Source organism: Lentilactobacillus farraginis DSM 18382 = JCM 14108 (assembly GCF_000583655.1).
Taxonomy (GTDB): Bacteria; Bacillota; Bacilli; order Lactobacillales; family Lactobacillaceae; genus Lentilactobacillus; species Lentilactobacillus farraginis.
Window position 1 is genome coordinate 1 of record NZ_BAKI01000040.1, and the last position, 23,238, is coordinate 23,238.

A 23,238-nucleotide genomic window follows, 5' to 3' on the forward strand; every position below is an offset into this window, starting at 1 on the left:
CTTAACTTCCAGCGTACGTTTTCGCTTACGCTCTGGAAGTTAACCGCCCTTTGTCTCACTCTGCTTTTTTGAGCCCAAACTCGCCACTAGGCAATCTTGCCTTCAGCCAGTTTGCTGGCAAATTCATTGATTTTTCTTAACCGGTGATTAACCCCGGATTTGGAAATTGGTCCGCCCTCAACCAATTCACCAAGTTCTTTCAAACTGACCTCAGGATGTTTCAAACGGGCCCGGGCCACTTGTGCTAATTTGGGTGCTAATTTGTTTAAGCCGATACTTTCATCAATCAACTTAATATTTTCAATTTGTTTACTGGCAGCGTTGGCTACCTTATTTAAATTGGCATTTTCACAATTTACCAGTCGATTAACCGAATTTCTCATATCCCGGACAATTCGGATATCTTCAAATTTCAGCATCGAACTCGTCGCACCAATCAGCTGCAGAAAATCAGCGATCTTCTCAGCTTCCTTCAAATAAGTAATATAACCACTGCGCCGTTGGGTTGTTCGCGCTTTTAGATGATACTTGTTCATCATTTCGGCAATCATGTCATTATGATTTTCATATAATGAGTAAATTTCTAAATGATAACGCGATGTCTCCGGATTGTTAACCGAACCGCTCGCTAAAAAAGCGCCTCTTAAGTAGGACCGAATTTGAGCATCATTTTTCAACAATTTTTGGGGCACCCGTTCAACAATTTGAACCCCGTCAAAAATTCCCAAATCGTTTAAAACCTCGGTGGCTTTATTTTCAACCCGTAAAATATACAAATTATTTTTCTTTAACTTCATTTTTCGCCGAACGCTCAACTCACCGGTAATCCCGTAAAATTTGGCAAGCAGTTGATACATTCGCCGCGCGATCGCCGGATTTTCCGATGAAACATTCAATACGAAATGGTGATTAACAATCGATAGCGCACCATTGATCCGGATTAAGGCCATTAACTCAGCCTTTGCGTTATCCCGGTGAACCGTTAACGATGTCAGTTCCTTTTTAACTTCACTCGCGTATGACACTGGCATCACTCCTATTCTTCTTCATCAAGCGATCGACCAATCAGATTCAGTAACTCATCAGCGACTTCCTGGCCATTATGAAAGGCGCCCCGATCTTTAAGCTCCAAAAAGTCGGCCGAAATTACCCGGCAGCCCATTGCCCGCAGACCGGCAAAGTCATGTTTGACCGGCTGCGAAATTTCGTTCCACTTTTTGTAATCAATGTATTCGGAAGGAACTTCTTTCATGTTAACCAAGACTGTATTAATAAAATTGGTTCCCAAATGTCGGTTTAACACCCGGACATGATCAGCTTCCGTAAAGTTTTCGGTCTCGCCCTTTTGCGTCATAATATTGCAAATATAAACAATATCGGCCGTTGTCTTTTTTAGTGCCTGACCAACATTTTCAATCATCAAGTTAGGAAGAATACTGGTAAATAAACTTCCCGGTCCCAACACAATCTGGTCGGCATCCATAATCGCGTCAATCACCTGATGAACAGCCTCCGGTTTATGTGAATCATCGTTGGTTTCAACCCAAACGCGTTTAATCAGTTTACCAGCCGCCGTTATTTCCGACTCACCGCTCATATGGCTGCCATCACTAAATTCGGCGTTTAATTCAAGCGGCTCATTGGCTGCCGGATAAATATGGCCGTCAATTTTCATCATTTTACTTAAAATTTGAACCGCGTCAAAAATACCGCCTCTTTTTTCGGACAATGCTGCGATAATTAAATTGCCAATTGCATGACCCGCAAAGAACTGGTCGCTGCTTTTAAAACGATATTGAAACAAGTCCAGCTCTAATTTCGGTAAATCAGAAAGGGCTACCATGACGTTTCGAATATCGCCAGGCGGTACGACGTTGATGTAGTCCCTTAAGATACCGGATGAACCGCCGTCATCAGCCACTGTTACGACAGCAGTAATATCAACGTGCCGGTTTTTTAAGTTCTTTAAAATAACCGGTAAGCCGGTTCCGCCACCGATAACCACAATCTTCGGCTGGTGCGTGTGTAATGCATCAATCATTTAGTTCTCCCCCTTCCCCTTATGACGTTCAATATCCCGATGGGTAATATTGACCGGATATTTGGGGTACTGTTTTTGCAAGTCATTGCCAAGCTGCTGCGCAATGGCAACTGAGCGATGCTGGCCGCCTGTGCAGCCAATTGCAATCGTCAAACTTGCCTTGCCTTCTTTTTCATAACCAGGCAGTGTAAATTTTAGAATATCCAATAGTTTATTATAAAATGGCCGGGCGCCTTGCGAATGCATCACGTACGCCGCTACCGACTCATCAAGCCCCGTTTTAAACCGCATATTGGGATCGTAATACGGGTTGGGTAAAAAGCGGACATCCATGACAATATCGGCGTCCAGCGGTAACCCATACTTAAAACCAAATGACATCACTTCAACGTGAAAGGTGTGAGTCGTATCGGTAGATTCAAAGTTGTGAAAAACTTCTTCACGAAGCCGACGAGGTGACATATTAGTGGTATCGACAACCAGATCAGCCGCCTTTTTAACATTTGCCAGTAATTCGCGTTCCTTCTGAATCCCATCAATAACGCGGCCGTTTCTGGCTAAGGGATGTGCCCGCCGGGTTTCCTTATAACGCGAAACCAGCTTTGCATCAGAGGCATCGAGAAAAATAATGTCAACATCGTCATCTTTTTTCAAATCATCAAACATGCCGATAATTTCATCATAAAAAACCTGTGAACGAAGATCGATCACGAGGGCAATTTTATTGATGTCCCGCTCCATCCTGATTAATTCTTTGAATCGCGGTAAAAGTGTCGGCGGCATGTTATCAACACAAAAATAGCCGAGATCTTCAAAACTTTGCATCGCCACCGTTTTTCCGGCGCCACTCATTCCCGTAATAATGACGAACTGATTATTCATAGCCATGTTACTGGTGTCCTTTCGTATAACAAACTCATTTGAGTATAACATACCGGGCGTATCATTTTAAGCGTTAAATTTTTTACCACCGGTTTTTCCGGTCGATTTAGCTTGCCGCGATATTATGTACACGGGACTGAGACAAAAATAATTTTGTTCAGCCCCATTATGTGATTACGATTATTAACGAATAGAAACGTTTAAACTATTTTGTACGAACCTTGACAGTCGATTTAGCCTCAGCTGCCGCTGTCAATCGTTTATCCCGCTCCAGGACCGGTTTGAGGTATTGACCGGTATAACTTTCTTTGACCTCAGCAACGTGTTCCGGTGTTCCGGTAGCCACGATCCGGCCACCGCCGTCACCGCCTTCAGGTCCTAAATCAATCAGGTAATCGGCGTTCTTCACAACGTCCAAATTATGCTCAATAATGAGAACTGTATTCCCCTGATCAACCAATTGTTGAAGAACCCCCAGCAATTTTCGAATGTCCTCGCTGTGAAGCCCGGTTGTCGGTTCATCCAGAATATAGAAGTTCTTACCATTGGCTTTCTTGTATAATTCGGAAGCCAACTTCATTCGCTGCGCTTCCCCACCTGAAAGTGTTGTCGCCGGCTGGCCAAGCGAAACGTAGCCCAAGCCAACATCCTTAATTGTCTGCAGTTTACGGGTAATCTTTGGAATGGCACTAAAGAAATCCAGCGCTTCTTCAACAGTCATATTCAAAACATCGGCAATGTTTTTTCCTTTGTATTCAACTTCCAGCGTTTCAGCGTTGTACCGTTTGCCATGACAAACTTCGCAGGGGACGTAAACATCCGGCAGAAAATTCATCTCGATCTTTAGAATCCCATCGCCGTGGCAGGTTTCACATCGACCACCCTTGACGTTAAAGCTGAAGCGGCCCTTTTTAAAACCACGCAACTTGGCGTCATTGGTATTGGCAAACAAATCCCGAATGTCGTCAAAAACGCCTGTATAAGTCGCCGGGTTACTCCGCGGTGTTCGACCAATTGGCGTCTGATCAATATTCACAATTTTTTCGATATTCTTATATCCCGAAATTGATTTATATTTACCCGGCCGCTCAGAATTATGATTCAGCTTTTGGGCGAGTGCTTTTTTCAAAATATCATTCACCAAAGTCGACTTACCGGAACCGGATACACCGGTTACCACAATAAACTCGCCCAAGGGAAAATCAACTGTAATATCTTTTAAATTGTTTTGAGCCGCACCGGTAATCCGAATCTTTTTACCATTGCCCGGCCGCCTTTTCATCGGCACCGGAATGAAGCGTTTGCCAGCCAAGTATTGACCGGTAATTGATTGCGGAGATGCCGCAATTTGAGCCGGGGTTCCGACTGCCATTACCTTACCGCCATCCCGACCGGCACCCGGCCCAATATCAACCATATAATCCGCTGCGCGCATCGTATCTTCATCATGCTCAACCACAATCAATGTGTTGCCAAGGTCCCGCATCTTTTTCAGTGATGCAATCAATCGGTCATTATCACGCTGATGTAAACCAATTGATGGTTCGTCCAGAATATACAGCACCCCTGAAAGATTAGAACCAATCTGGGTTGCCAACCGGATTCGTTGCGCTTCACCACCCGAGAGCGTCCGTGCGGACCGGGAAAGCGTCAAATAATCCAAACCCACATTTCGCAAGAACGTTAAGCGATCAATAATTTCCTTAATAATCGGCTTGGCAATCATGGTATCCTGTTCGCCAAATTGAAGCTCCTTGAAAAAATCGAGTTCGGCAGAAACGTCCCAAGCTGAAACTTCGGCAATATTTTTTTGACCGACTTTAACCGCCAAGGCTTTTCGATTCAGTCGATATCCGTGACATGTCTGGCAGGTCAATTCCGTCATATAACTGCTTAAATTATTTCTGGTAAAGTCACTACTGGTATTGTGATATCGCCGGTTAACATTGTTAATAACGCCTTCGAAGGGACCATTAACATCTCGAATACCACCGAAATCACTTTCCAATTTAAAATGAAATGTTTTAGTCTTAGAGCCATAAAGAACAAAATCCCGCTGTTTTTTCGATAATTTATTAAAGGGTGTGTCCATATCGATGCCTTCAGCCTTGCAGACCTGAGCCAACATGTTGGGATACCATTTGGAACCACTGGGATTCCAAGGTGCCAGCGCGCCCTCATTCAACGTTTTGCGCTTATCCGGAACCACCAGATCAACATCAACTTCCAGCTTCATTCCCAGTCCGTCACAGTCCGGGCAGGCACCGATTGGTGAATTAAACGAAAACAGGCGGGGTTCTAATTCACCAACGGTAAATCCACAAATCGGACAGGCGTAGTGTTCAGAAAAAATCATCTGATCCCGTTGCCCCAAAAAGTCAGCGATCGCGTACCCGCCACTTAACCGCAAAGCTGCTTCCAGTGAGTCCGACAATCGATTATTAATGCCGTCTTTAACAACGATTCGGTCGATCACAATGTTAATATCGTGTTTTTTATTTTTATCCAAATCAATTGGATCATCAACATCCCGAATCTCGCCATCGACTTGTACCCGGACAAAACCTTCTCGCTTAATTTTGTCAAACACCTTTTTGTGTTGGCCCTTTCGGCCGCGAACAATTGGTGAAAAAATCTGCATCTTGGTTCGCTCGGGCAGCTGCATAATTTGGGCAATCATTTGATCAACCGATTGACTGGTAATCACCGTGCCATCGTTTGGACAAATTGGCGTCCCCACCTCGCCCACAGTAATCGGAAATAGTCATTAATTTCAGTAACCGTACCGACTGTTGAGCGGGGATTTTTTGAAGTTGTCTTTTGGTCAATTGAAATTGCCGGGCTTAAGCCTTCAATTGAATCCACATCCGGTTTGTCCATTTGACCGAGAAACTGACGGGCATAAGAGGACAAGCTCTCAACGTAACGACGTTGCCCTTCCGCATACAGCGTATCAAAAGCCAGCGAACTTTTACCCGATCCTGATAAACCGGTCATGACCACCAACTTATTCTTAGGAATCGTTACGTTAACGTTCTTTAAATTATGCGCTCGAGCGCCACGAATTATAATCTTATCGTTCACCAAATTTTTTCTCCTTTAGCTAATTTGTGCCTTTAACTCCATAATCGTATCACGTAACGTTGCGGCCTGTTCAAAATCAAGCTTTTTGGCGGCTTCCCGCATTTCATTCGTTAATCGGGCCAGCATGTCTTTTTGCTCTTTTGAACTCATCTGTTCAAAATCACTTTCAACAAAATCATCCTTTTTGCCTGTATCATCACCTGTTTTAGTAATCGAAATTGCGTCACGAATCGGTTTAATAATGGTCTTTGGTGTAATGCCATGTTCTTTGTTATATTTAATTTGAATTGACCGACGGCGAGCTGTCTCATCGATGGCAGCCTTCATTGAATCCGTGATTGTATCCGCGTACATGATCACCGCGCCGTGTTCATTTCGTGAAGCCCGGCCGATGGTTTGAATAAGCGATCGTTCGTTACGCAGGAAGCCTTCCTTGTCCGCGTCCAAAATGGCTACCAGGGAAACTTCGGGAACGTCAATCCCCTCACGCAAAAGGTTAATGCCGACAAGAACATCGAACTTACCCAACCTGAGATCCCGAATGATTTGCGTCCGTTCCAAAGTCTTGATATCCGAATGAAGATATTTCACTTTAATTCCCAAGTCTTTTAAATAATCTGTCAAATCCTCGGCCATTTTTTTGGTCAAGGTCGTCACAAAGACCCGTTCGTGTTTATCAATCCGCTTATTAATCTCACCTACCAAATCATCCATTTGGCCCATAATCGGCCGAACTTCAACTGTCGGGTCAAGCAACCCGGTCGGTCGAATAATCTGCTGCACAACGTCTTTGGTTTGATCCATTTCATACGGGCCCGGTGTTGCTGACATATAGATTACCTGGTGAACCCGTTTTTCGAATTCCGGTAATCTCAAGGGCCGATTATCCAACGCGCTGGGAAGTCGAAAACCATATTTGACAAGCTGTTCTTTTCGCGCTTTATCGCCGTTATACATCCCTCGAATCTGTGGCATGGTCTGGTGAGACTCGTCCACAACCAACAAATAATCATCCGGGAAAAAGTCAAGCAGCGTAAACGGTGGCTGGCCCGGCTTTCTGCGATCCATAAACCGTGAATAGTTTTCAATTCCACTGGTATAGCCCATTTCACGCATCATCTCAATGTCATAAGTGGTCCGCTGTTTTAACCGCTGGGCTTCCAATAGCTTGCCTTCCTTTTCAAACTTGGCAACCTGCGTCTCCATCTCCTGTTTAATCTCAGGCAGTGCCAGTTTCATAACATCATCATTTGTCAAAAAGTGGGTTGCCGGAAAGATGGCAATATGTTCGCGGTCGCCAATCACTTCACCGGTCAGCGTATCAACCTCTCTGATCCGGTCAATTTCATCACCGAAAAATTCAATTCGAAAAGCGTGTTCATCCCAAGAAGCCGGAAAGACTTCGACAACGTCACCGTGAACCCGAAAGCGCCCCCGCTGAAAATCAATATCGTTTCGATCATACTGAATATCAACTAACTGGCGCAGAAAATGATCTCTTTCGATATTTTGACCAACCCGCAACGAAACAACATGGTTTCGATATTCGGTTGGATCACCTAAACCAAAGATTGACGAAACCGAGGCAACCACGATGACGTCATTTCTTTCCAACAATGAACTGGTAGCTGAATGGCGCAGCTGATCGATTTCATCATTAATAGATGAATCTTTTTCGATATACGTGTCACTTGACGGAACATATGCTTCGGGTTGGTAATAATCATAATAACTGACAAAATATTCAACCGCGTTATGCGGGAAAAATTCCTTAAACTCACCATATAATTGACCAGCCAACGTTTTATTGTGGGACAAGACGAGCGTTGGCTTGTTGACTTGGGCAATGACATTGGAAATGGTAAAGGTTTTCCCGGTCCCGGTAGCCCCCAACAAGATCTGAGCCTTTTTGCCTGATTCAACGCCGCCAACCAATTTTTTAATCGCCTGTGGCTGATCACCGGTCGGCTGATAGTTTGATACCAAATCAAACCGATGGTTATTTTCTCTTTCAATCAATCGAATTCCCCCTGACTGAACTTCGGAATAATGACAAGAATCAAAAAGACGGACCAATTCAAATTAACGCCCGCCCTTTACACACATCGTTAAACCAAATCACCGCAATTTTAAATTGCCGTTGATTATCAATATTTTTCTTTCACCAACCATTCTAACATACGAACATACTTTCGAAAACCATTATTTACCGGAAATTTCACTTTTTAGTACTCTTCGAGTTAATTTACGCAGTTTTTCCTGCGTTGTAAAGTTTTCAGCAAGCATTTCCGGGATAACTTTTGAGATAACATACTGAACACAGTGCATATCTCGATACTGCAGCATTGTCGATAAGCTTTCCTTATACATCTCCGGATAAACTTCTTCAGGATTGCCTTTTTGAATTTCACCAAAAGATTCATAAAGCAGATCAACTTTATCGGCCACCGCCAAGATTCGACCCTCCAGCGTATCATCTTTTCCTTCCGAAAGCCTTCGCCGATATGCATCTTGGAATTCTGAAGGAATTTCATTTTGAATAAAATTTTCAGTTAATTTATCATCAACATCAGCCAACATTGTTCTTAATACCGGCGTCGCATACTTGACCGGTGTTTTAATATCACCAATGAACCGCTCAGTATAATCATGATTAAGTGCTTTTTCGTATAATAGCCGCCAATCAACCGTTTCACCGGCATTTTCCTCAACATCACCTAAAAATTGGGCAATTTCGGTTACTTTAAATGAATGGGCAGCTACCGAATGCTGCTCAAACTTAAAATATCCCGGTGCCCGATTAATCAATTCCAATTCTGCCAAACTTTCCAAATACTGATGCATGCCCATTATGCATCGCCCCCTGTTTCAATATTTTCTCCATACAAAAGAAGGTCGAGAATAAACTCCCGACCTCCTTTCAGCTTATATCAAGCAATCTCTTTACTACGTTATTCAAAATGAAACGTTATCTTAATGTGAAACCTCGGTCTGGCCTTTCGAACTAAGTGCTTCAACATACTTAAAAGCTTGTTGACCGGCAATGCCACCTTCACCGACCGCCGTTGCAATCTGACGCAAATCCTTTTGGCGAACGTCGCCAATTGCGTAGATTCCCGGAATGGCAGTGGCCATATGATCATCCGTCTTAATCCAGCCATCAGCATCCGTAATCCCCAAGTCCGCAAACGGTGTCGTCATTGGTAACAGACCAACATAAATGAAGACACCGGCAGTCTCAACTTCAGAAGTTTCATTGGTCTGGTTATTAACGACCTTAACAGCCGTTACTTTTTGGCCATCGCCAAGGACTTCCGTAACGTTTGAATTCCAAACAAAATCAATTTTATCATTCGCAAAAGCCCGATCTTGAAGGACTTTTTGAGCTCGTAGCTGATCACGACGATGAATAACCGTTACATGATCAACAATTCCAGCTAAATAAGACGCTTCTTCAATAGCGGAATCACCACCGCCGACAACTACCACGCGTTTATTACGGAAAAACGCACCATCGCAGACTGCGCAGTAGGAAACCCCTTTGCCGCCATATTCATGCTCACCGGGAATTCCGAGTTTCTTATATTCAGAACCGGTTGCGATAATAACAACTTTAGCTTCAATTTCGTCACTGTCGGTCTTAATAACTTTAATATCGCCCTTATCCTCAATGGCTTCAACCGAACCATATACATATTCGGCACCAAAGTTAACAGAACTGTCATACATCTGCTGGGCGAGATCCGGACCCATGATGGATTTAAAGCCGGGATAGTTTTCAATTGCAGCGGTATTATTCATTTGGCCGCCATAAATACCACGATCAATCATGGCAACGGATAGATTTGCCCGGGATGCATAAAGCGCAGCCGTCATACCGCCGGGGCCCGCCCCAATCACAACAACATCATAATTTTTAGCCATTTGGATCCTCCTTGTGTTCACTCAAATACTGTTACTAATTTACTATGAAAAAATAAGCCTGTCCAGTAGAATGATTCTACTTCTTCTGTGGTTGGTCTTCATCACGCAATTGCTGGCCAAGATCTTTGAGATAACTCCGCAGTCCACTAGCAATTTCAGGATGCTGCAAACCAAAAATAATGTTGGTCTTCAACCAACTCAACTTATTTCCGGTATCATATCGCCGACCTTTAAATTCATGTGCAAATACCCGCTGTGTCTTGTTTAACGTATCAATTGCCGAAGTCAACTGGATTTCACCGCCGGCATCTGGTTTGGCATTTTCCAAAATCCCAAAAATTTCAGGGGTCAACAGATAACGACCAATAATTGCCAAGTCGCTTGGTGCCTTTTCCGGCGCTGGTTTTTCAACAAACTTTTTAACGTTGAACAAGCCGGGCTCAACCTCTTCTGAGGGTGCGATAACCCCATATTTGGAGATATCTTTATGGGCAACCCGTTTAACTGCCAAAGTTGAAGCACCGGTTTTCTGATAACTATTCATTAGCTGTTTGGTTAATGGCACCTTATCCTCCATGACATCATCACCCAACATGACCACAAACGGTTCATTGCTGATAAAACTACGGGCAGTATAAATCGCGTCACCCAAGCCGCGGGGGTGTGATTGGCGAATAAAGTAAATATTCATATCATTGGTTTTACGGATTGCTTCCAGCATATTCGTTTTGTTACGTTCCTCAAGATTTTGCTCCAGTTCCGGATTGGCATCAAAATGGTCTTCAATTGACCGTTTGCCTTTGCCGATCACAATTACAATATCCCGAATACCAGACTTCTTGGCTTCTTCCACAATAAACTGAATAGTTGGTGTGTCCACAATCGGCAGCATTTCTTTTGGTAACGCTTTGGTTTCCGGCAAAAAACGGGTTCCTAGGCCAGCGGCAGGAATAACCGCCTTGGTTACTTTTCGGTTCATTTAAACACCTCGTACTTTCTATTCGATTTCGGAACGACCTTCACGGGTCATTAACTGATTAATTGTTTCTTTAATATCGGCACCATCATACAAAACGTGATAAATTGCGCTGGTGATTGGCATTTCAACTCCCCGCTGTTTTGAAAGTTGGTAGGCAGCCCGGGTTGTCGCGATTCCTTCAATCACCATGCCCATGTTTTTGATTACCTGGTCCAATGATTCTCCGCGACCCAACTCGTTACCAGCCCGCCAGTTTCTTGAATTAGAGCTGGTGGCCGTTACGATCAAATCGCCAACTCCGGAAAGACCGATAAAGGTAAGTGGGTTAGCGCCAAACGAAGTCCCCAGCCGCGAAATTTCTGCCAGGCCACGAGTTATTAGCGCCGCTTTGGCATTATCTTTATATCCCAGACCATACAGAGCACCAGCACCTAGTGCGATAATATTCTTTAAAGCAGCGCCAATTTCAACACCAATGACATCATCACTGGTGTAAACCCGAAAATAGTGATTCATAAATAAGCTCTGAATTTCTTTAGCAGCCTTTTGATTATCACTGGCAACCGTTACCAAAGTAATATCTTTGGTAACAACGTCCTCAGCTTGACTGGGCCCGGACAAGACAGAAATTGACTTGCGATTTTCCGGTGCGATTTCCTGAGCCAAAACTTGGGATAACCGCGAGTAGGTTTTTTCTTCAATTCCTTTAGAGGCATGAATAATATTCACCCACTGATGACGCTCTTTAAGAATGGCGGAAACTTGACGTGCAACTGATCTGGTTACCTGAGTTGGCACCACAAATAAAATATAATCGACGTCTTCAATCGCCTCACCCAAATCATTGGTGGCTTTGATCGATTTTGAAAAAGTGTAATCTTTAATATATTTTGAATTCGTGTGCTGCTCGTTAAGTTCCTTAACCTGATCCTTATTGTATGACCACAGTTTAACGTTTGAACCATTTTCATCAAGAATCCCGGCTAAAACACTTCCCCAAGATCCAGCGCCAAGGACTGCAATTTCTTTAGTCATTCCGATTCTCCTTTACCATTACTATAATTTATAAACTAACGTTTGACGTATTTCCTTCCAGATACCACGGACTGACTGCGTTTCGCCGCCGATAAATAATCATAACAACGGCACCAATAAATAAAATCACTGACAGTATCTGTGACACCCGCAAATTAAGCAACATCAAACTATCCGTTCGCATCCCTTCAATGAAGAAACGCCCAAACGAATACCACAGGACGTAACCCAGAAAAACTTCCCCCTGCTTAAAGAGTTTCGGATTATGTCGCAAAGTGATCAACACCAAGAAGCCCAAAAAACTCCATACTGACTCATACAAAAAGGTTGGCTGCCGGTAGGCACCACTGATATACATCTGAGAGATGATAAAATGAGGCAGATGAAGGCCCTGCAGGTACGTCAGCGATGTCACCTTACCAAATGCTTCCTGATTCATGAAGTTTCCCCAGCGACCGATTGATTGGGCTAAAATAACCGTTGGCGCAGCGACATCCAACATTAACCAGACCGGAATAAACCGCCGGCGGCAAAACCAGATAACAACGATCATTGCCCCGATTAACGAACCGTAGATGGCAATCCCCCCGTCCCAAATTTGAACAATTTGACCGGGATTATCTTTATAATACGACCACTGAAACACAACATAATACAATCGAGCACAAATCAAAGCAACCGGTAAGGCCCACAAAATCATATCATAAATGTTATCAGGCTTTATTCCCCGCTTTGGCGCTTCCCTAACAGCAAGATAAACTGCCAACATCACACCACAGGCAATAATGATTCCGTACCAATGCACTTCTATTGGCCCTAAATTAAAAGCAATTGGATTTAAGGCTAAACTTTCAAAACCAAACAAACTTGCCACTCCTATTTTTCTGAATCAGGCTTTATTGGTGCTTTCCCAATCAGATTCTTATTCTTTTTCTCAACTTTTTTCTCTTCGGCCTTTTCTTTTATGTCATTTTGGCTATTGGCCTTGATTAAATTATTCAAATTACGATCAAAGGTCTCCGTTGCATCATAACCCATTGACTGGGCCCGAAAGTTCATTGCGGCAGCTTCAATAATAATTGCCAAATTTCGACCGGTTTTCACCGGAATCGTAATTTTGGGAACGTCAACGTCAAAAATATGAACATCCTGCGTACCGTTACCCAACCGGTCAAATTTAGCTTCCTTTGTATAGTTAGCCAAGTGGATAATCAAATCGACTTTTGTCTGGCTTCTAACAGCCCCGGTTCCAAAGAGCGTCATCACATCGATTATACCAATGCCCCGAATTTCAAGCAGGTGCCTTAAAATCGCCGGTGCCGTCCCAACCAACGTCTGTTCATCTTGTTGATAGACCTCCACTCGGTCATCGGCAATCAATCGATGACCGCGCTTAACCAGCTCCAAAGCCGTTTCACTTTTACCAATCCCACTGTCACCGGTAATTAAAATTCCCAAACCGTAAACATCAACCAACACACCATGAAGCGACTTTCTTTCAGCAAGTTTGTCCTCCAGATAGTTCGTCATATTACTTAAGATTCGTGAAGTTGTCAGCTTTGATCCCAGAACCGGAATGTGTTGGGCTTTAGCGGCCTCCAACAATTCTTCAGGCGGATCCAGCTGTGTTGACACAACAAATGCCGGCGTTTGGGGTTGACACATCTTTTTCATAACGTCCAGCAGATCTTCATGGGTCATCCCTTTAGAATATGAAATCTCCGTTATTCCGAGTAACTGAATCCGTTTTGCCGGATAATAGTTAAAAAAACCGGTTAATTCCAGCCCAGGCCTGGAAATATCACTGGTGGAAATCGTCTTAGTTGCCAAGTACTCTTTGCCATAGTAAACATCCAGGCGCGTATTGGTAACTAAATCCGCAACATTCACACTTTCAGTCAAGAACATCCCTCCTCAAATAATCACTCTAATTTTATCACTTTTCCATGTGTCCCGTCTTTAAGAGAATAACGACGCAACAAACATTTTTACTCATCTGACTTATCGAAGTGAGCGGCAATGATAGCGCTGACAATCGTCATTAAAATAGCAATCAGCATAGCCGACCAAAAGGATGAAAATTGAAATCCCGAACCAACAAGCTTAGCAGTCAATTCCAACATGGCGCCATTAATAACCAGTCCAAATAGTCCCAGCGTCAATAGATTAATCGGTAAAGAAAGCAATGAAACAATTGGTTTAACCAACCAATTCAGCAGCCCCAGTACAAAAGCAGCTACTACCGCCATCTCAACATTCGCAACATACAAACTACTTGGGAAAAAGGCACTGATTGCCATAAATAGCAACGCATCAATCAATACTGTTGATAAAAATCTCACGGTTGGCCCCTTTTCTTATTGTGCTTGACATCTTCTTCCTCAACACCATGGATAACTCTGCGGGATTTTTTAGAAGCTGTCTGATTTTGATAACTCGATTTCAACTGACTAAAGAAAGAAACCGGTGCATTTTCTGCAGGTAAAATGGCAATCATTACCACATAAGCCAGAATTGACACCAACCCAATTCCCGGCGTCAACATCAAAACAATGTAAAGGATTCGAACAAGCGTCGAATTCCACTGAAAATAATGGGAAATACCACCAAGAACACCGGCAATCCAACAATCCGTTGATGATCTGTAGAGCTTTTTTGATTGTTCATAGATAAGCCTCCATTATAAAATGACTCTTATAATTAAGCGTATCAAAAAAGCGCCGCAATCAAGTATGCCGCGTAAAAAAATAAGCTTTTTTAATTTAATTCAATAATTTTACCGGTTGCCAAATAAATCGTCCATTCACAAATGTTGGTACTATAATCGCTAATTCGTGATAAATCCTTGGCAACATTTAAATACATGATCGCGGAATTGACAATCTCCGGGTCTTTGGCCATCGCCTGGTAGCTTGGCGCTGCAATATCGTTATAATGTTTTTCAACAATTTGATCAAACTTTTTAGCAGTCGCTTTGGCCCGATCCTGATCAGCCTCGCCATAAGAACTAATGGCATCATCATACTGTTCACTAACATCTTTGGCCATTGATGCAATAATTGACTCAACGGATGAGATTCGTGGCTGACCTTTAATACTAATGGTTGAACGAGCAATGTTTCGCGCGTGATCCCCAGCCCGTTCCAAGTCAGTAACGGCCTTTAAAATTCCGACAACTTCTCTCAAATTCCCAGTTACCGGTTGATACAGTGCAATCATTTCAAAAGAGCGTTTCTCAATATAAATTTGCAGATGATTGATTTCGTGGTCGTTTGTAATCACCGTCTCTGATTTATGAATATCATGATCAATGAACGCCTGGCCCGCACTGGTAATTGCTTCGCCAACCATTGCACCCAGCTTCATAAAATCCGCCTTTAAGGTTACTATTTCTTCGTCAAAAACCTTTCCCATTAGGTCATCCCCTATCCAAATCGCCCACTCACATAATCTTCCGTCTGCTTTTTATCAGGATTAACAAACATTTTAGTTGTGTCATCATATTCAATAACAGTTCCTTCCATAAAGAAAGCCGTTTTGTCAGAAATCCTGGAAGCTTGCTGAAGGTTATGCGTGACAATTATAATTGTATAGTTCTTTTTTAATTCCAACAGCGTATTTTCGATATTGGCACTGGAAATCGGGTCAAGCGCACTTGTCGGTTCATCCATTAAAATAACAGCCGGTGAAACCGCCAAAACCCGGGCAATACAAATTCGCTGCTGCTGGCCACCTGAAAATGACAATGCATTATCATACAAATGATCCTTCACTTCGTCCCAAACAGCTGCCTGTTTCAAGCTGCGTTCAACCGTTTCGTCAAGTTTTTGCTTATCCTTAACACCGGCAATTCGCAAACCATAAGTGATATTATCGTAAACCGAAAATGGAAATGGATTGGGTTGTTGAAATACCATCCCAATTTCTTTTCGTAAATTAACCAGGTTTGTTTGGGGGGCGTAAATATTCTGATCATGGAACTTTACTGTTCCTGTAATTGTGACACCCTCTATCATATCATTCATTCGGTTTAAACACCGCAAAAAAGTTGATTTTCCACATCCCGATGGCCCAATTAACGCAGAAATTTGATTAGGGTTAAAGTCTAAATGAATATCGTGAAGCGCCTGAAAATCACCATAAAATAAATCAAGATTGTTTGCTGAAATAATCGGTTCAGTCATAAAACTTCCTCCTAACCAAAGTTACCGGAAACATAGTCATCAGTCAACTGAATCTTAGGCCGCGTAAAAATCTTTCGAGTTTTATTATACTCAATGGCTTCCCCTAAATTAAAGAAAACCGTATAATCACTCAACCGGGCTGCCTGCTGCATGTTGTGGGTGACAATAATAATCGTGTAATTAGGTTTCAATTCCCGAAGTGTTTGTTCCAATTTCGAAGTTGATACCGGATCCAATGCACTGGCAGGCTCATCCAAAAGCAGGACATCCGGTTTAACAGCCAGTGCTCTGGCAATACATACCCGTTGGGCTTGGCCGCCGGACAGTGATTGAGCACTCTTATGAAGACTATCTTTGACCTGGTCCCAAACTGCTGCCTGTTTAAGGGTCGTTTCCACCACTTCATCCAAGATTTTTTTATCGTGAACGCCCCTTCTTTGGAGCGCAAACGTTACATTATCATAAATCGATTTAGCAAACGGATTGGGGCGTTGAAACACCATGCCGATTCGGCGGCGAACTTCATAAACGTCAATCCCGGGCTGATTAATATTAACACCCTCATAAAGAATTTGACCCTTCACGGTTGCCACACCATCATTCATCCGATTTAGAGAGCGTAAGTACGTCGACTTTCCAGAACCGGACGGTCCAATTAAAGCCGTAATCGTATTCTTTTTAAATTGGATATCAGCATTTTGCATGGCTAAATTTTTACCGTAATAAATTTCCAAATTTTTGGTTGCCATTTCAATATCATTTTCCTCAGGATCGAAATGGTAAATAAATCGTTCATGATTATTCGCGTCAAGTTGCATAGTGAATATCTCCTAATCCATCGATGTCATTTTTTCAAACACTTTGCGGCCAATATAACGGGCAGAAAGGTTAAAAATCAGAATTGCCAAAACCAGCACTGCTGCCGACCCCGATGATACTTTTGTCAGGTCAGGCATAATTCCTTCTGAGTTAATCTTCCAAATATGGACCGCCAACGTCTCTGCAGGTCTTAAAGGGCTGAGTGGACTGTCAATGTTAAACGGATTCCAATCGCCGAAATCTAAAGCTGGGGCACTTTGGCCGGCTGTATAAATCAAGGCAGCCGCTTCACCAAAAACCCGACCGGAACAGAGAATAATCCCACTAATAATACCGGGAAGCGCGGCCGGCACGACAATATGAATAATCGTTTCGTATTTTGACAGTCCCAATCCCAGGCCACCTTGACGCTGATCATCCGGAACCGTCGCCAAGGATTCTTCAATGTTTCTGGTTAGTAATGGCAAGTTAAATATGGTCAGCGTCAGTGCACCCGAAATAATGGAAAAGCCGAATTTATAGTGAACAACGAACAAAAGAAAACCAAACAGACCAACTACAACCGACGGCAACGAGCTCAGAATCTCAATGGATGTTCGAATCATCGCCGTAAACCAGTTGTCTTTGGCATATTCATTTAAATAAATCGAAGCACCCAAGGCAATCGGCAGTGAAATCAGCATTGCCAAAATCAATAAATAAAAGGAATTAAACAATTGAATACCGATTCCGCCACCGGAACTAAAGGCTTTGGCCGGTGCCGTCAAAAACCGCCAGTTAATATTTGGCAGTCCGGTTATGAAAATGTAACCAATCAGAAATGCCAGAATTAGAACAACGAACCCGGCGATCCCTTTAAGAACAGCAATGGCAAATCGACTCTGTTTTTGTGAACGATTCATTTACTAAATGCTCCCTTCCGACCAATGAAATGGACCAATAGGTTGAAAAACAATGACATTACCAACAAAACCAGGGCCAATGACCAAAGCGCATCATTTTGCAACGATCCCATGACCGTATTGCCCATTCCAGCAGTTAATACAGACGTTAACGTTGACGCCGGCGAAATTAAGTTATGTGGCATTAGTGAAGCATTTCCAATCACCATTTGAACTGCCAGGGCTTCTCCAAAAGCCCTGGCCATCCCAAAAACAATTGCCGTCAAAATACCTGGAGTTGCCGCTCTGAGGACCACCTTCCAGATAGTCTGCCATTTGGTGGCACCCAGTGCTTGTGAGGCCTGACGATAATAAGTTGGTACCGATTTTAAAGAATCCACTGTCATTGAAACAATCGTTGGTAAAATCATGACGAACAGAACAAAAGTCCCCGAAAGGATGCCAAAACCACTGCCGCCAAATACGTTTCGAACAAAAGGGACCACTACCGACAAACCGATAAAGCCGTAAACTACCGAGGGAATCCCAACCAATAATTCTGTCACCGGCTGAAGAATTTTAGCTCCCCGTTTTGGTGAAATTTCGGTCATGTAAACCGCGGTTCCGATTGCAAACGGCGTTGAAATAATTGCCGCTAGAATTGTAACTAAAAATGATCCGACAATCATGGGCAACGCGCCCACCGCAGCGTGGCCCGATGGCGTTTTCGTACCTGGATTCCACAGCGTACCGGTAAAGAAGTCCCGGACACTGATATGATCTTTTAAAAAGGTGGACATCCCTTTTGTCGCGATAAAAACGATAATCCCGATGACAATTGCCATAATCATTACCAACGCTGAAAAACATAATAACCGGCCAAAGCGTTCATAACGAGCGGTTTTTGATTTTTTAAATAATTGTTTTGCCAACTTCTGATTTTGCATTACGCAACCCCCGATCCCTTCGAAAGTTTCCCACGCCATGTTCGCTGATACTGCATATCTTTCACTGAAATGTAGCCCAGTTTATTAAAAAGTGTTTTTTGAATATGATCATTCTGAAGGTAATCAAGGAATTTCTTTGTTAATCCGGTTGGCTGACCGTTCGTATAGATATGCTCATAAGACCAGATTTTCCACCGATTACTTTTAACGTTATTTTCAGTCGGTGCAACACCGTCAATTGAAACAGGTTGAACCGTTTTATTAATATAGCCAAAAGAAACATAGCTGACCGCACCAGGGGTTGAGCTGACAATCTGGCGAACCGTGCCGGAAGAATCCTGTTCTTGAGCAACCGCGCTTTGACGATCACGTAAGCCGTATTTTTCAAAAGTCATTCGGGTGCCACTTCCCTGAGTCCGATTAATCAGCGTAATCGCTAAATTTCGTCCGCCCACCTGTCGCCAATTCCGAATTTTTCCCGTAAAAACAGCTATCAGCTGCCTAGTCGTCAAATGGTGGATCCCAACATCTTTATTAATGATCGGTGCAACACCAACCACCGCTATTTTGTGATCGACTAATCTTTTAGGATTAATTCCCGCCTTTTCCTGGGCAAATAAGTCTGAGTTTCCCATTTGACTGCGTTAGATTCAATTTGACTTAAGCCAGTTCCGGAACCACCACCCTGAACGTTGATAAAGATCCCGCTATGTGAAGCAGAATATTGTTCACTTGCTGCTTCCACCAATGGTTGCAAAGCAGTTGATCCAACCGCTGTAATTGATTGCTGATTGGTTGCCTGTTTGCTGCGGGTTACATATGAACCAACGCCAGCTAACATAACCACCACAACCAGTAACCATTTGATCATTGTTCGTTTCCGCATTCGCATTTCCTCCTCAAATCTCCACTATTAATTGTATTAAACCGATGTAAAAATTTGATATTTTAAATGTAAAAGTTATGTAAATTCAGCATGAGCTATTTTATTTACCGGGTTAATCAAATTTACCGATAATAAAAAGATTAGACTAAATGATGAATGCCAACTAGTGCTAATCTTTTATCAAAATGGATCGTTAAATGAGACAGCCTTTAAGTATTATCCGTGATTGGAAATTCAACCGTGAATGTAGAGCCAACGCCACGCTGACTTTTCACGTGGATGGCCCCACCTATTGAATCAACCAGTTCTTTAACAATCGCCAATCCCAGACCTGTTCCGCTGACTTTTTGTTTTGTCCGGGAATCATCTACTCGGTAAAATCTTTCGAATAGCCGTGAAATATCTTTTTGAGCAATGCCAATCCCGGTATCCGAGACATGTAGCTGCCAAAAACTGTCATTTACCGAATACTTAACAGTGACCTGGCCACCGGACGATTATACTTAATCGCATTGCTAACTAAATTCTGCAAAATTCGAAGCAGCGTCTTGGAATCCACCGTAATGGTTGCTGATTCGGGAATTTCGTTTTTAAGCGTCACATCGTGTAATTTTGCCATCGACAAGTACCCCTGTAATCGTTCAGCTACAAAGCTTCTTAAGTTAAGTGTCTCAGCGTGCTGAGAAGTCTCATTTTGAATATGGGAAATTGTTAAAACGTCCTGAATTAGCGAAGTTAGCTGTGTGCTTTGCTGATCGATAATTTTTAAAAATTCCACTAACGTTTTCCGATCATCCATCGCACCGCCCAGCAATGTTTTAGCAAACCCAGAGATTGCCGTCACCGGCGTCTTTAACTCATGGCTGGCATTTCGCAGAAAGTCAATTTGCATTTGCTTAACATTAATAATATCTGAAATATCATACATAATGACGGAAACATGAAAATTATTATCCAACTGATTATAAATAACACTTGTGTCCCAAGTAGCTGGTGTCTCGCCGACACTTCTGACCTCCGCATGTTGCGATTCATGATCGTCAAAAACCCGCTCAATTAACGATAACAATTGGTAATTTCTAATATCCTGAGAATACGCATGCGGTTGGGGCATAATAGATCGTTGAAGCATTTTGGCCATCCGATGATTGGCAAAAATAACATCCTGACTGGAATCAATAACCATAATTCCTACAGGCAAACTGGAGAGAATCGTGACCAACTCTGTATTACTATTTTTAATCGTCTTGCTTTCATCCTGTTGTCTGGACTGCAATTCCGTTAATTGATCGGCAATTTGTTTATATGGATTTCCCGGTCTAACAAACAACGGGGCAACCGGCTGGTGGGCAACGATGCTTTTTGTCATGTATTCGAGCTGCTTGCGAATCTTTTCATTTTTTCGAAAAGCTAACGTTGCATTTATAATAATCAACGTTAACAGAAACAAAAAAATTAGGGCAAAGAATTCAACTTCCTGATTATCTTTTGTAAAACCATAAAAGAGCATTGCCGTTGTAGCGATGCTCATGCCTAAAATAATTAATATTTGTTGATACGCTTTACTCAGCGTCATCATCCCCTGTCGAAAATTCGTAGCCAAAACCGCGAATGGTCTTTAAGTATTTCGGAGTCTTAGGATCCGGTTCAATCTTTTCCCGCAAATGGGCAATTTGAATATCAACCATGCGACTCTGACCGGAGTAATCAAACCCCCAGACCCCCTGAAGCAGTTGATCGCGACTTAAAACCTGATTTTCATGACCAACCAGATACTGCATTAATTCGAATTCCTTTGGCGTTAACTTCAAGTTTCGACCACTAACGCTCACTTTATACTGCTTATGATCAATGGTGAAAGGACCAGTCGTTTCAATATCACCATTTTTTCCCGGTACTGGTGCCGTCTGATTTGGCGTGTCGTTTTTTTCATACCTTCTCAAAACCGCATTGATTCGCGCAATTACTTCTCGAGGCTAAACGGCTTTGGAACATAGTCGTCGGCGCCCATCTCCAGACCGAAAACCTTATCAAACTCGGTATCTTTGGCGGTCAATACAATCACCGGCGTATCGTTTCGATCCATTCGGATTCTTTTTAAAACTTCTTCACCGCTCATTTCCGGTAACATCAAATCAAGCAAAACAATATCATAATGATTGCTTTCAATCATCGATAACGCGTCAGCACCGTTGGTTGCACTTTGAACGTCAAAGTTTGCCTGTTTTAAATTATATTCAAGTAACGTCACGATTGCCGGTTCGTCATCAACCACTAATACTTTTTTCAACGGAAGTTCCTCCTACTTGGTTGCTTACTTAATAGATTGGGAATACGTTTTAACCCCAATTTCATGGGGTGAATTCTTAAAAATTGCTGATTCTGTCATTTTAAGCTGATCATTGCGATCACGAACTTTAAAGCGGCAGTAAGTTGGGCTGGTTGATAATGCCCGATAGAATTGGTCTTCATTGGTAACCTGAATGTCGTTAACCGTCAAAATAACATCACCAACCGATAAATTCATTTTTGCTGCCGGCGTACCCGGCCGAATGCCAATTACTCGAATACCATCCATCACCTCACTGTATTCAAACGATTGCTTTAAATCCCGACGCTTGGTAATCACGACAACACCATAATAGCAAATCATTAAACATAGCATTGCCGGTAACGCCAAGGCATGGTTAATCATTACGCCAACAACCATTAAAACACCAATTCCGGCTACAACCAACATTAATTTGCCCAAATTTTTAAAGAATTCTCGCGGGTTACTTTTACGAACCGTCAGTTTCAGGCCAATTAGAACCGGAACCAGTAAAACCGCAAACGAATGACCATTAAGTTGAAATAGCGGTATAAAGCTGAAGCCGGATTTAAACCAATCTCCCGGCAGCAACATCAAAAACGGCATAATCGTCAACTCGTTAAACGGGTAAACCGCCACTTTGTTATTCCGCTTGTTTCTAGAAATTGCCGGTGAATCAAATCGACCACCATTTGCTCTAATAAACAAGCCGGTCATAAAGATAATCAAAACCAATACCAATAAATAATTAACTGAGGCAGTCGGCTGATTCGTCAGCCCAAGCTTTGACGACCAACCAGTCATCGGCTGACCCGGAAAAGATTTAGGTATTAACAAGGCGATGATGCCGGCAAGCCCTGCCGCGGTTACACCTAAGATCTGCCAGGGAACAAGCATCACCCCAATTAAGCACAGTCCTTCATAGATCAACAGCCATTGGCCGCTAACCGTCACCAAAAACCCACAAACAAGTGAAAAGATGATGCCCATAATCAACCCACTTCTAATAAAGTGACGACCTTCGTAAAATTCTTCATAAATGGCAGAATTGAAAATCTGCCGTTCCCTTTTCACCCGATTTGTATGTATCAAGAAAGCACGAATAATCCCAACCCACAAGATGGGCTGTAACACGTAAAAACAAATCGCTAATAAAAATTTCATAAAATTTTTCCCTCATTACCCGTCATTATGCTATAAGTATAGCATTGATTTATCAACATTTGAAAGCTCCCAGATAAAAACAACCGATTGCATGATAAAAA

The 23,238-nt window shown here is 42.7% G+C and carries 19 protein-coding genes and 4 pseudogenes; all 23 read right to left on the bottom strand.

The annotated features are described in order from the left end of the window. Positions 1–86 precede the first annotated feature (86 nt). Entirely contained in the window at positions 87–1,025 is a 939-nt protein-coding gene (gene whiA, locus JCM14108_RS11080) for a DNA-binding protein WhiA (protein WP_035180853.1), read from the bottom strand. Between the two features lie 11 nt (positions 1,026–1,036). After that, on the bottom strand, positions 1,037–2,041 hold the full coding sequence (mgfK, locus tag JCM14108_RS11085; RefSeq protein WP_035180854.1) for a gluconeogenesis morphogenetic factor MgfK: 1,005 nt from the start codon (positions 2,039–2,041) through the stop codon (positions 1,037–1,039). Continuing rightward, positions 2,042–2,929, bottom strand: coding sequence for an RNase adapter RapZ (gene rapZ, locus JCM14108_RS11090; protein ID WP_035180855.1), 888 nt, complete (start codon positions 2,927–2,929; stop codon positions 2,042–2,044). A 199-nt stretch (positions 2,930–3,128) separates the two neighbouring features. Continuing rightward, positions 3,129–6,010 (bottom strand): annotated as a pseudogene (gene uvrA, locus JCM14108_RS11095) (excinuclease ABC subunit UvrA). 12 nt (positions 6,011–6,022) lie between these two features. Then, entirely contained in the window at positions 6,023–8,026 is a 2,004-nt protein-coding gene (uvrB, locus tag JCM14108_RS11100; protein ID WP_035180856.1) for an excinuclease ABC subunit UvrB, read from the bottom strand. A 183-nt stretch (positions 8,027–8,209) separates the two neighbouring features. After that, positions 8,210–8,857 carry a YfbR-like 5'-deoxynucleotidase gene (locus tag JCM14108_RS11105; RefSeq protein WP_035180857.1) on the bottom strand — a complete coding sequence of 216 codons (648 nt, stop codon included), beginning with the start codon at positions 8,855–8,857 and terminating at the stop codon, positions 8,210–8,212. A gap of 123 nt (positions 8,858–8,980) precedes the next feature. Further along, positions 8,981–9,931 (bottom strand): thioredoxin-disulfide reductase, encoded by a 951-nt coding sequence (trxB, locus tag JCM14108_RS11110; RefSeq protein WP_035180858.1) that lies wholly within the window; start codon positions 9,929–9,931, stop codon positions 8,981–8,983. Between the two features lie 76 nt (positions 9,932–10,007). After that, positions 10,008–10,910 (bottom strand): UTP--glucose-1-phosphate uridylyltransferase GalU, encoded by a 903-nt coding sequence (gene galU, locus JCM14108_RS11115; RefSeq protein ID WP_035180859.1) that lies wholly within the window; start codon positions 10,908–10,910, stop codon positions 10,008–10,010. Positions 10,911–10,928: 18 nt separating this feature from the next. Further along, positions 10,929–11,945: an NAD(P)H-dependent glycerol-3-phosphate dehydrogenase gene (locus JCM14108_RS11120; RefSeq protein WP_035180861.1), complete on the bottom strand. Its 1,017-nt coding sequence runs from the start codon at positions 11,943–11,945 to the stop codon at positions 10,929–10,931. 28 nt (positions 11,946–11,973) lie between these two features. Next, positions 11,974–12,819: a prolipoprotein diacylglyceryl transferase gene (lgt, locus tag JCM14108_RS11125; RefSeq protein ID WP_152536942.1), complete on the bottom strand. Its 846-nt coding sequence runs from the start codon at positions 12,817–12,819 to the stop codon at positions 11,974–11,976. A gap of 2 nt (positions 12,820–12,821) precedes the next feature. Continuing rightward, positions 12,822–13,847: an HPr(Ser) kinase/phosphatase gene (gene hprK, locus JCM14108_RS11130; RefSeq protein WP_191978550.1), complete on the bottom strand. Its 1,026-nt coding sequence runs from the start codon at positions 13,845–13,847 to the stop codon at positions 12,822–12,824. Positions 13,848–13,933: 86 nt separating this feature from the next. Further along, on the bottom strand, positions 13,934–14,287 hold the full coding sequence (locus JCM14108_RS11135) for a phage holin family protein (RefSeq protein WP_035180865.1): 354 nt from the start codon (positions 14,285–14,287) through the stop codon (positions 13,934–13,936). Beyond that, entirely contained in the window at positions 14,284–14,547 is a 264-nt protein-coding gene (locus JCM14108_RS11140; RefSeq protein ID WP_237745815.1) for a PspC domain-containing protein, read from the bottom strand. The genes JCM14108_RS11135 and JCM14108_RS11140 overlap by 4 nt, the downstream gene beginning before the upstream one ends. Further along, positions 14,490–14,612 (bottom strand): hypothetical protein, encoded by a 123-nt coding sequence (locus JCM14108_RS15965; RefSeq protein WP_272944537.1) that lies wholly within the window; start codon positions 14,610–14,612, stop codon positions 14,490–14,492. Before JCM14108_RS15965 ends, JCM14108_RS11140 begins: the two co-directional genes overlap by 58 nt. Before the next feature lie 90 nt (positions 14,613–14,702). Continuing rightward, positions 14,703–15,359 carry a phosphate signaling complex protein PhoU gene (gene phoU / locus JCM14108_RS11145; protein WP_035180868.1) on the bottom strand — a complete coding sequence of 219 codons (657 nt, stop codon included), beginning with the start codon at positions 15,357–15,359 and terminating at the stop codon, positions 14,703–14,705. Positions 15,360–15,370: 11 nt separating this feature from the next. Continuing rightward, positions 15,371–16,129 (bottom strand): phosphate ABC transporter ATP-binding protein PstB, encoded by a 759-nt coding sequence (gene pstB, locus JCM14108_RS11150; protein WP_035180869.1) that lies wholly within the window; start codon positions 16,127–16,129, stop codon positions 15,371–15,373. 11 nt (positions 16,130–16,140) lie between these two features. Beyond that, the gene (gene pstB / locus JCM14108_RS14580; RefSeq protein ID WP_035180870.1) at positions 16,141–16,947 is read right to left on the bottom strand and encodes a phosphate ABC transporter ATP-binding protein PstB; all 807 of its coding nucleotides are present in this window, start codon (positions 16,945–16,947) and stop codon (positions 16,141–16,143) included. A gap of 12 nt (positions 16,948–16,959) precedes the next feature. Beyond that, a complete protein-coding gene (pstA, locus tag JCM14108_RS14585; RefSeq protein WP_035180872.1) occupies positions 16,960–17,850 on the bottom strand; it encodes a phosphate ABC transporter permease PstA in 891 nt (296 codons plus the stop codon). Further along, positions 17,847–18,776: a phosphate ABC transporter permease subunit PstC gene (gene pstC / locus JCM14108_RS11165; protein WP_035180875.1), complete on the bottom strand. Its 930-nt coding sequence runs from the start codon at positions 18,774–18,776 to the stop codon at positions 17,847–17,849. The genes pstA and pstC overlap by 4 nt, the downstream gene beginning before the upstream one ends. Beyond that, positions 18,776–19,662: pseudogene (locus JCM14108_RS11170) on the bottom strand (phosphate ABC transporter substrate-binding protein PstS family protein). Before JCM14108_RS11170 ends, pstC begins: the two are co-directional and overlap by 1 nt. Before the next feature lie 209 nt (positions 19,663–19,871). Beyond that, positions 19,872–21,238, bottom strand: a pseudogene (locus JCM14108_RS11175) (sensor histidine kinase). Then, positions 21,225–21,952 (bottom strand): annotated as a pseudogene (locus JCM14108_RS11180) (response regulator transcription factor). The pseudogenes JCM14108_RS11175 and JCM14108_RS11180 overlap by 14 nt, the downstream one beginning before the upstream one ends. A gap of 24 nt (positions 21,953–21,976) precedes the next feature. Continuing rightward, on the bottom strand, positions 21,977–23,137 hold the full coding sequence (locus JCM14108_RS11185) for a PDZ domain-containing protein (protein ID WP_035180877.1): 1,161 nt from the start codon (positions 23,135–23,137) through the stop codon (positions 21,977–21,979). Positions 23,138–23,238 lie beyond the last annotated feature (101 nt).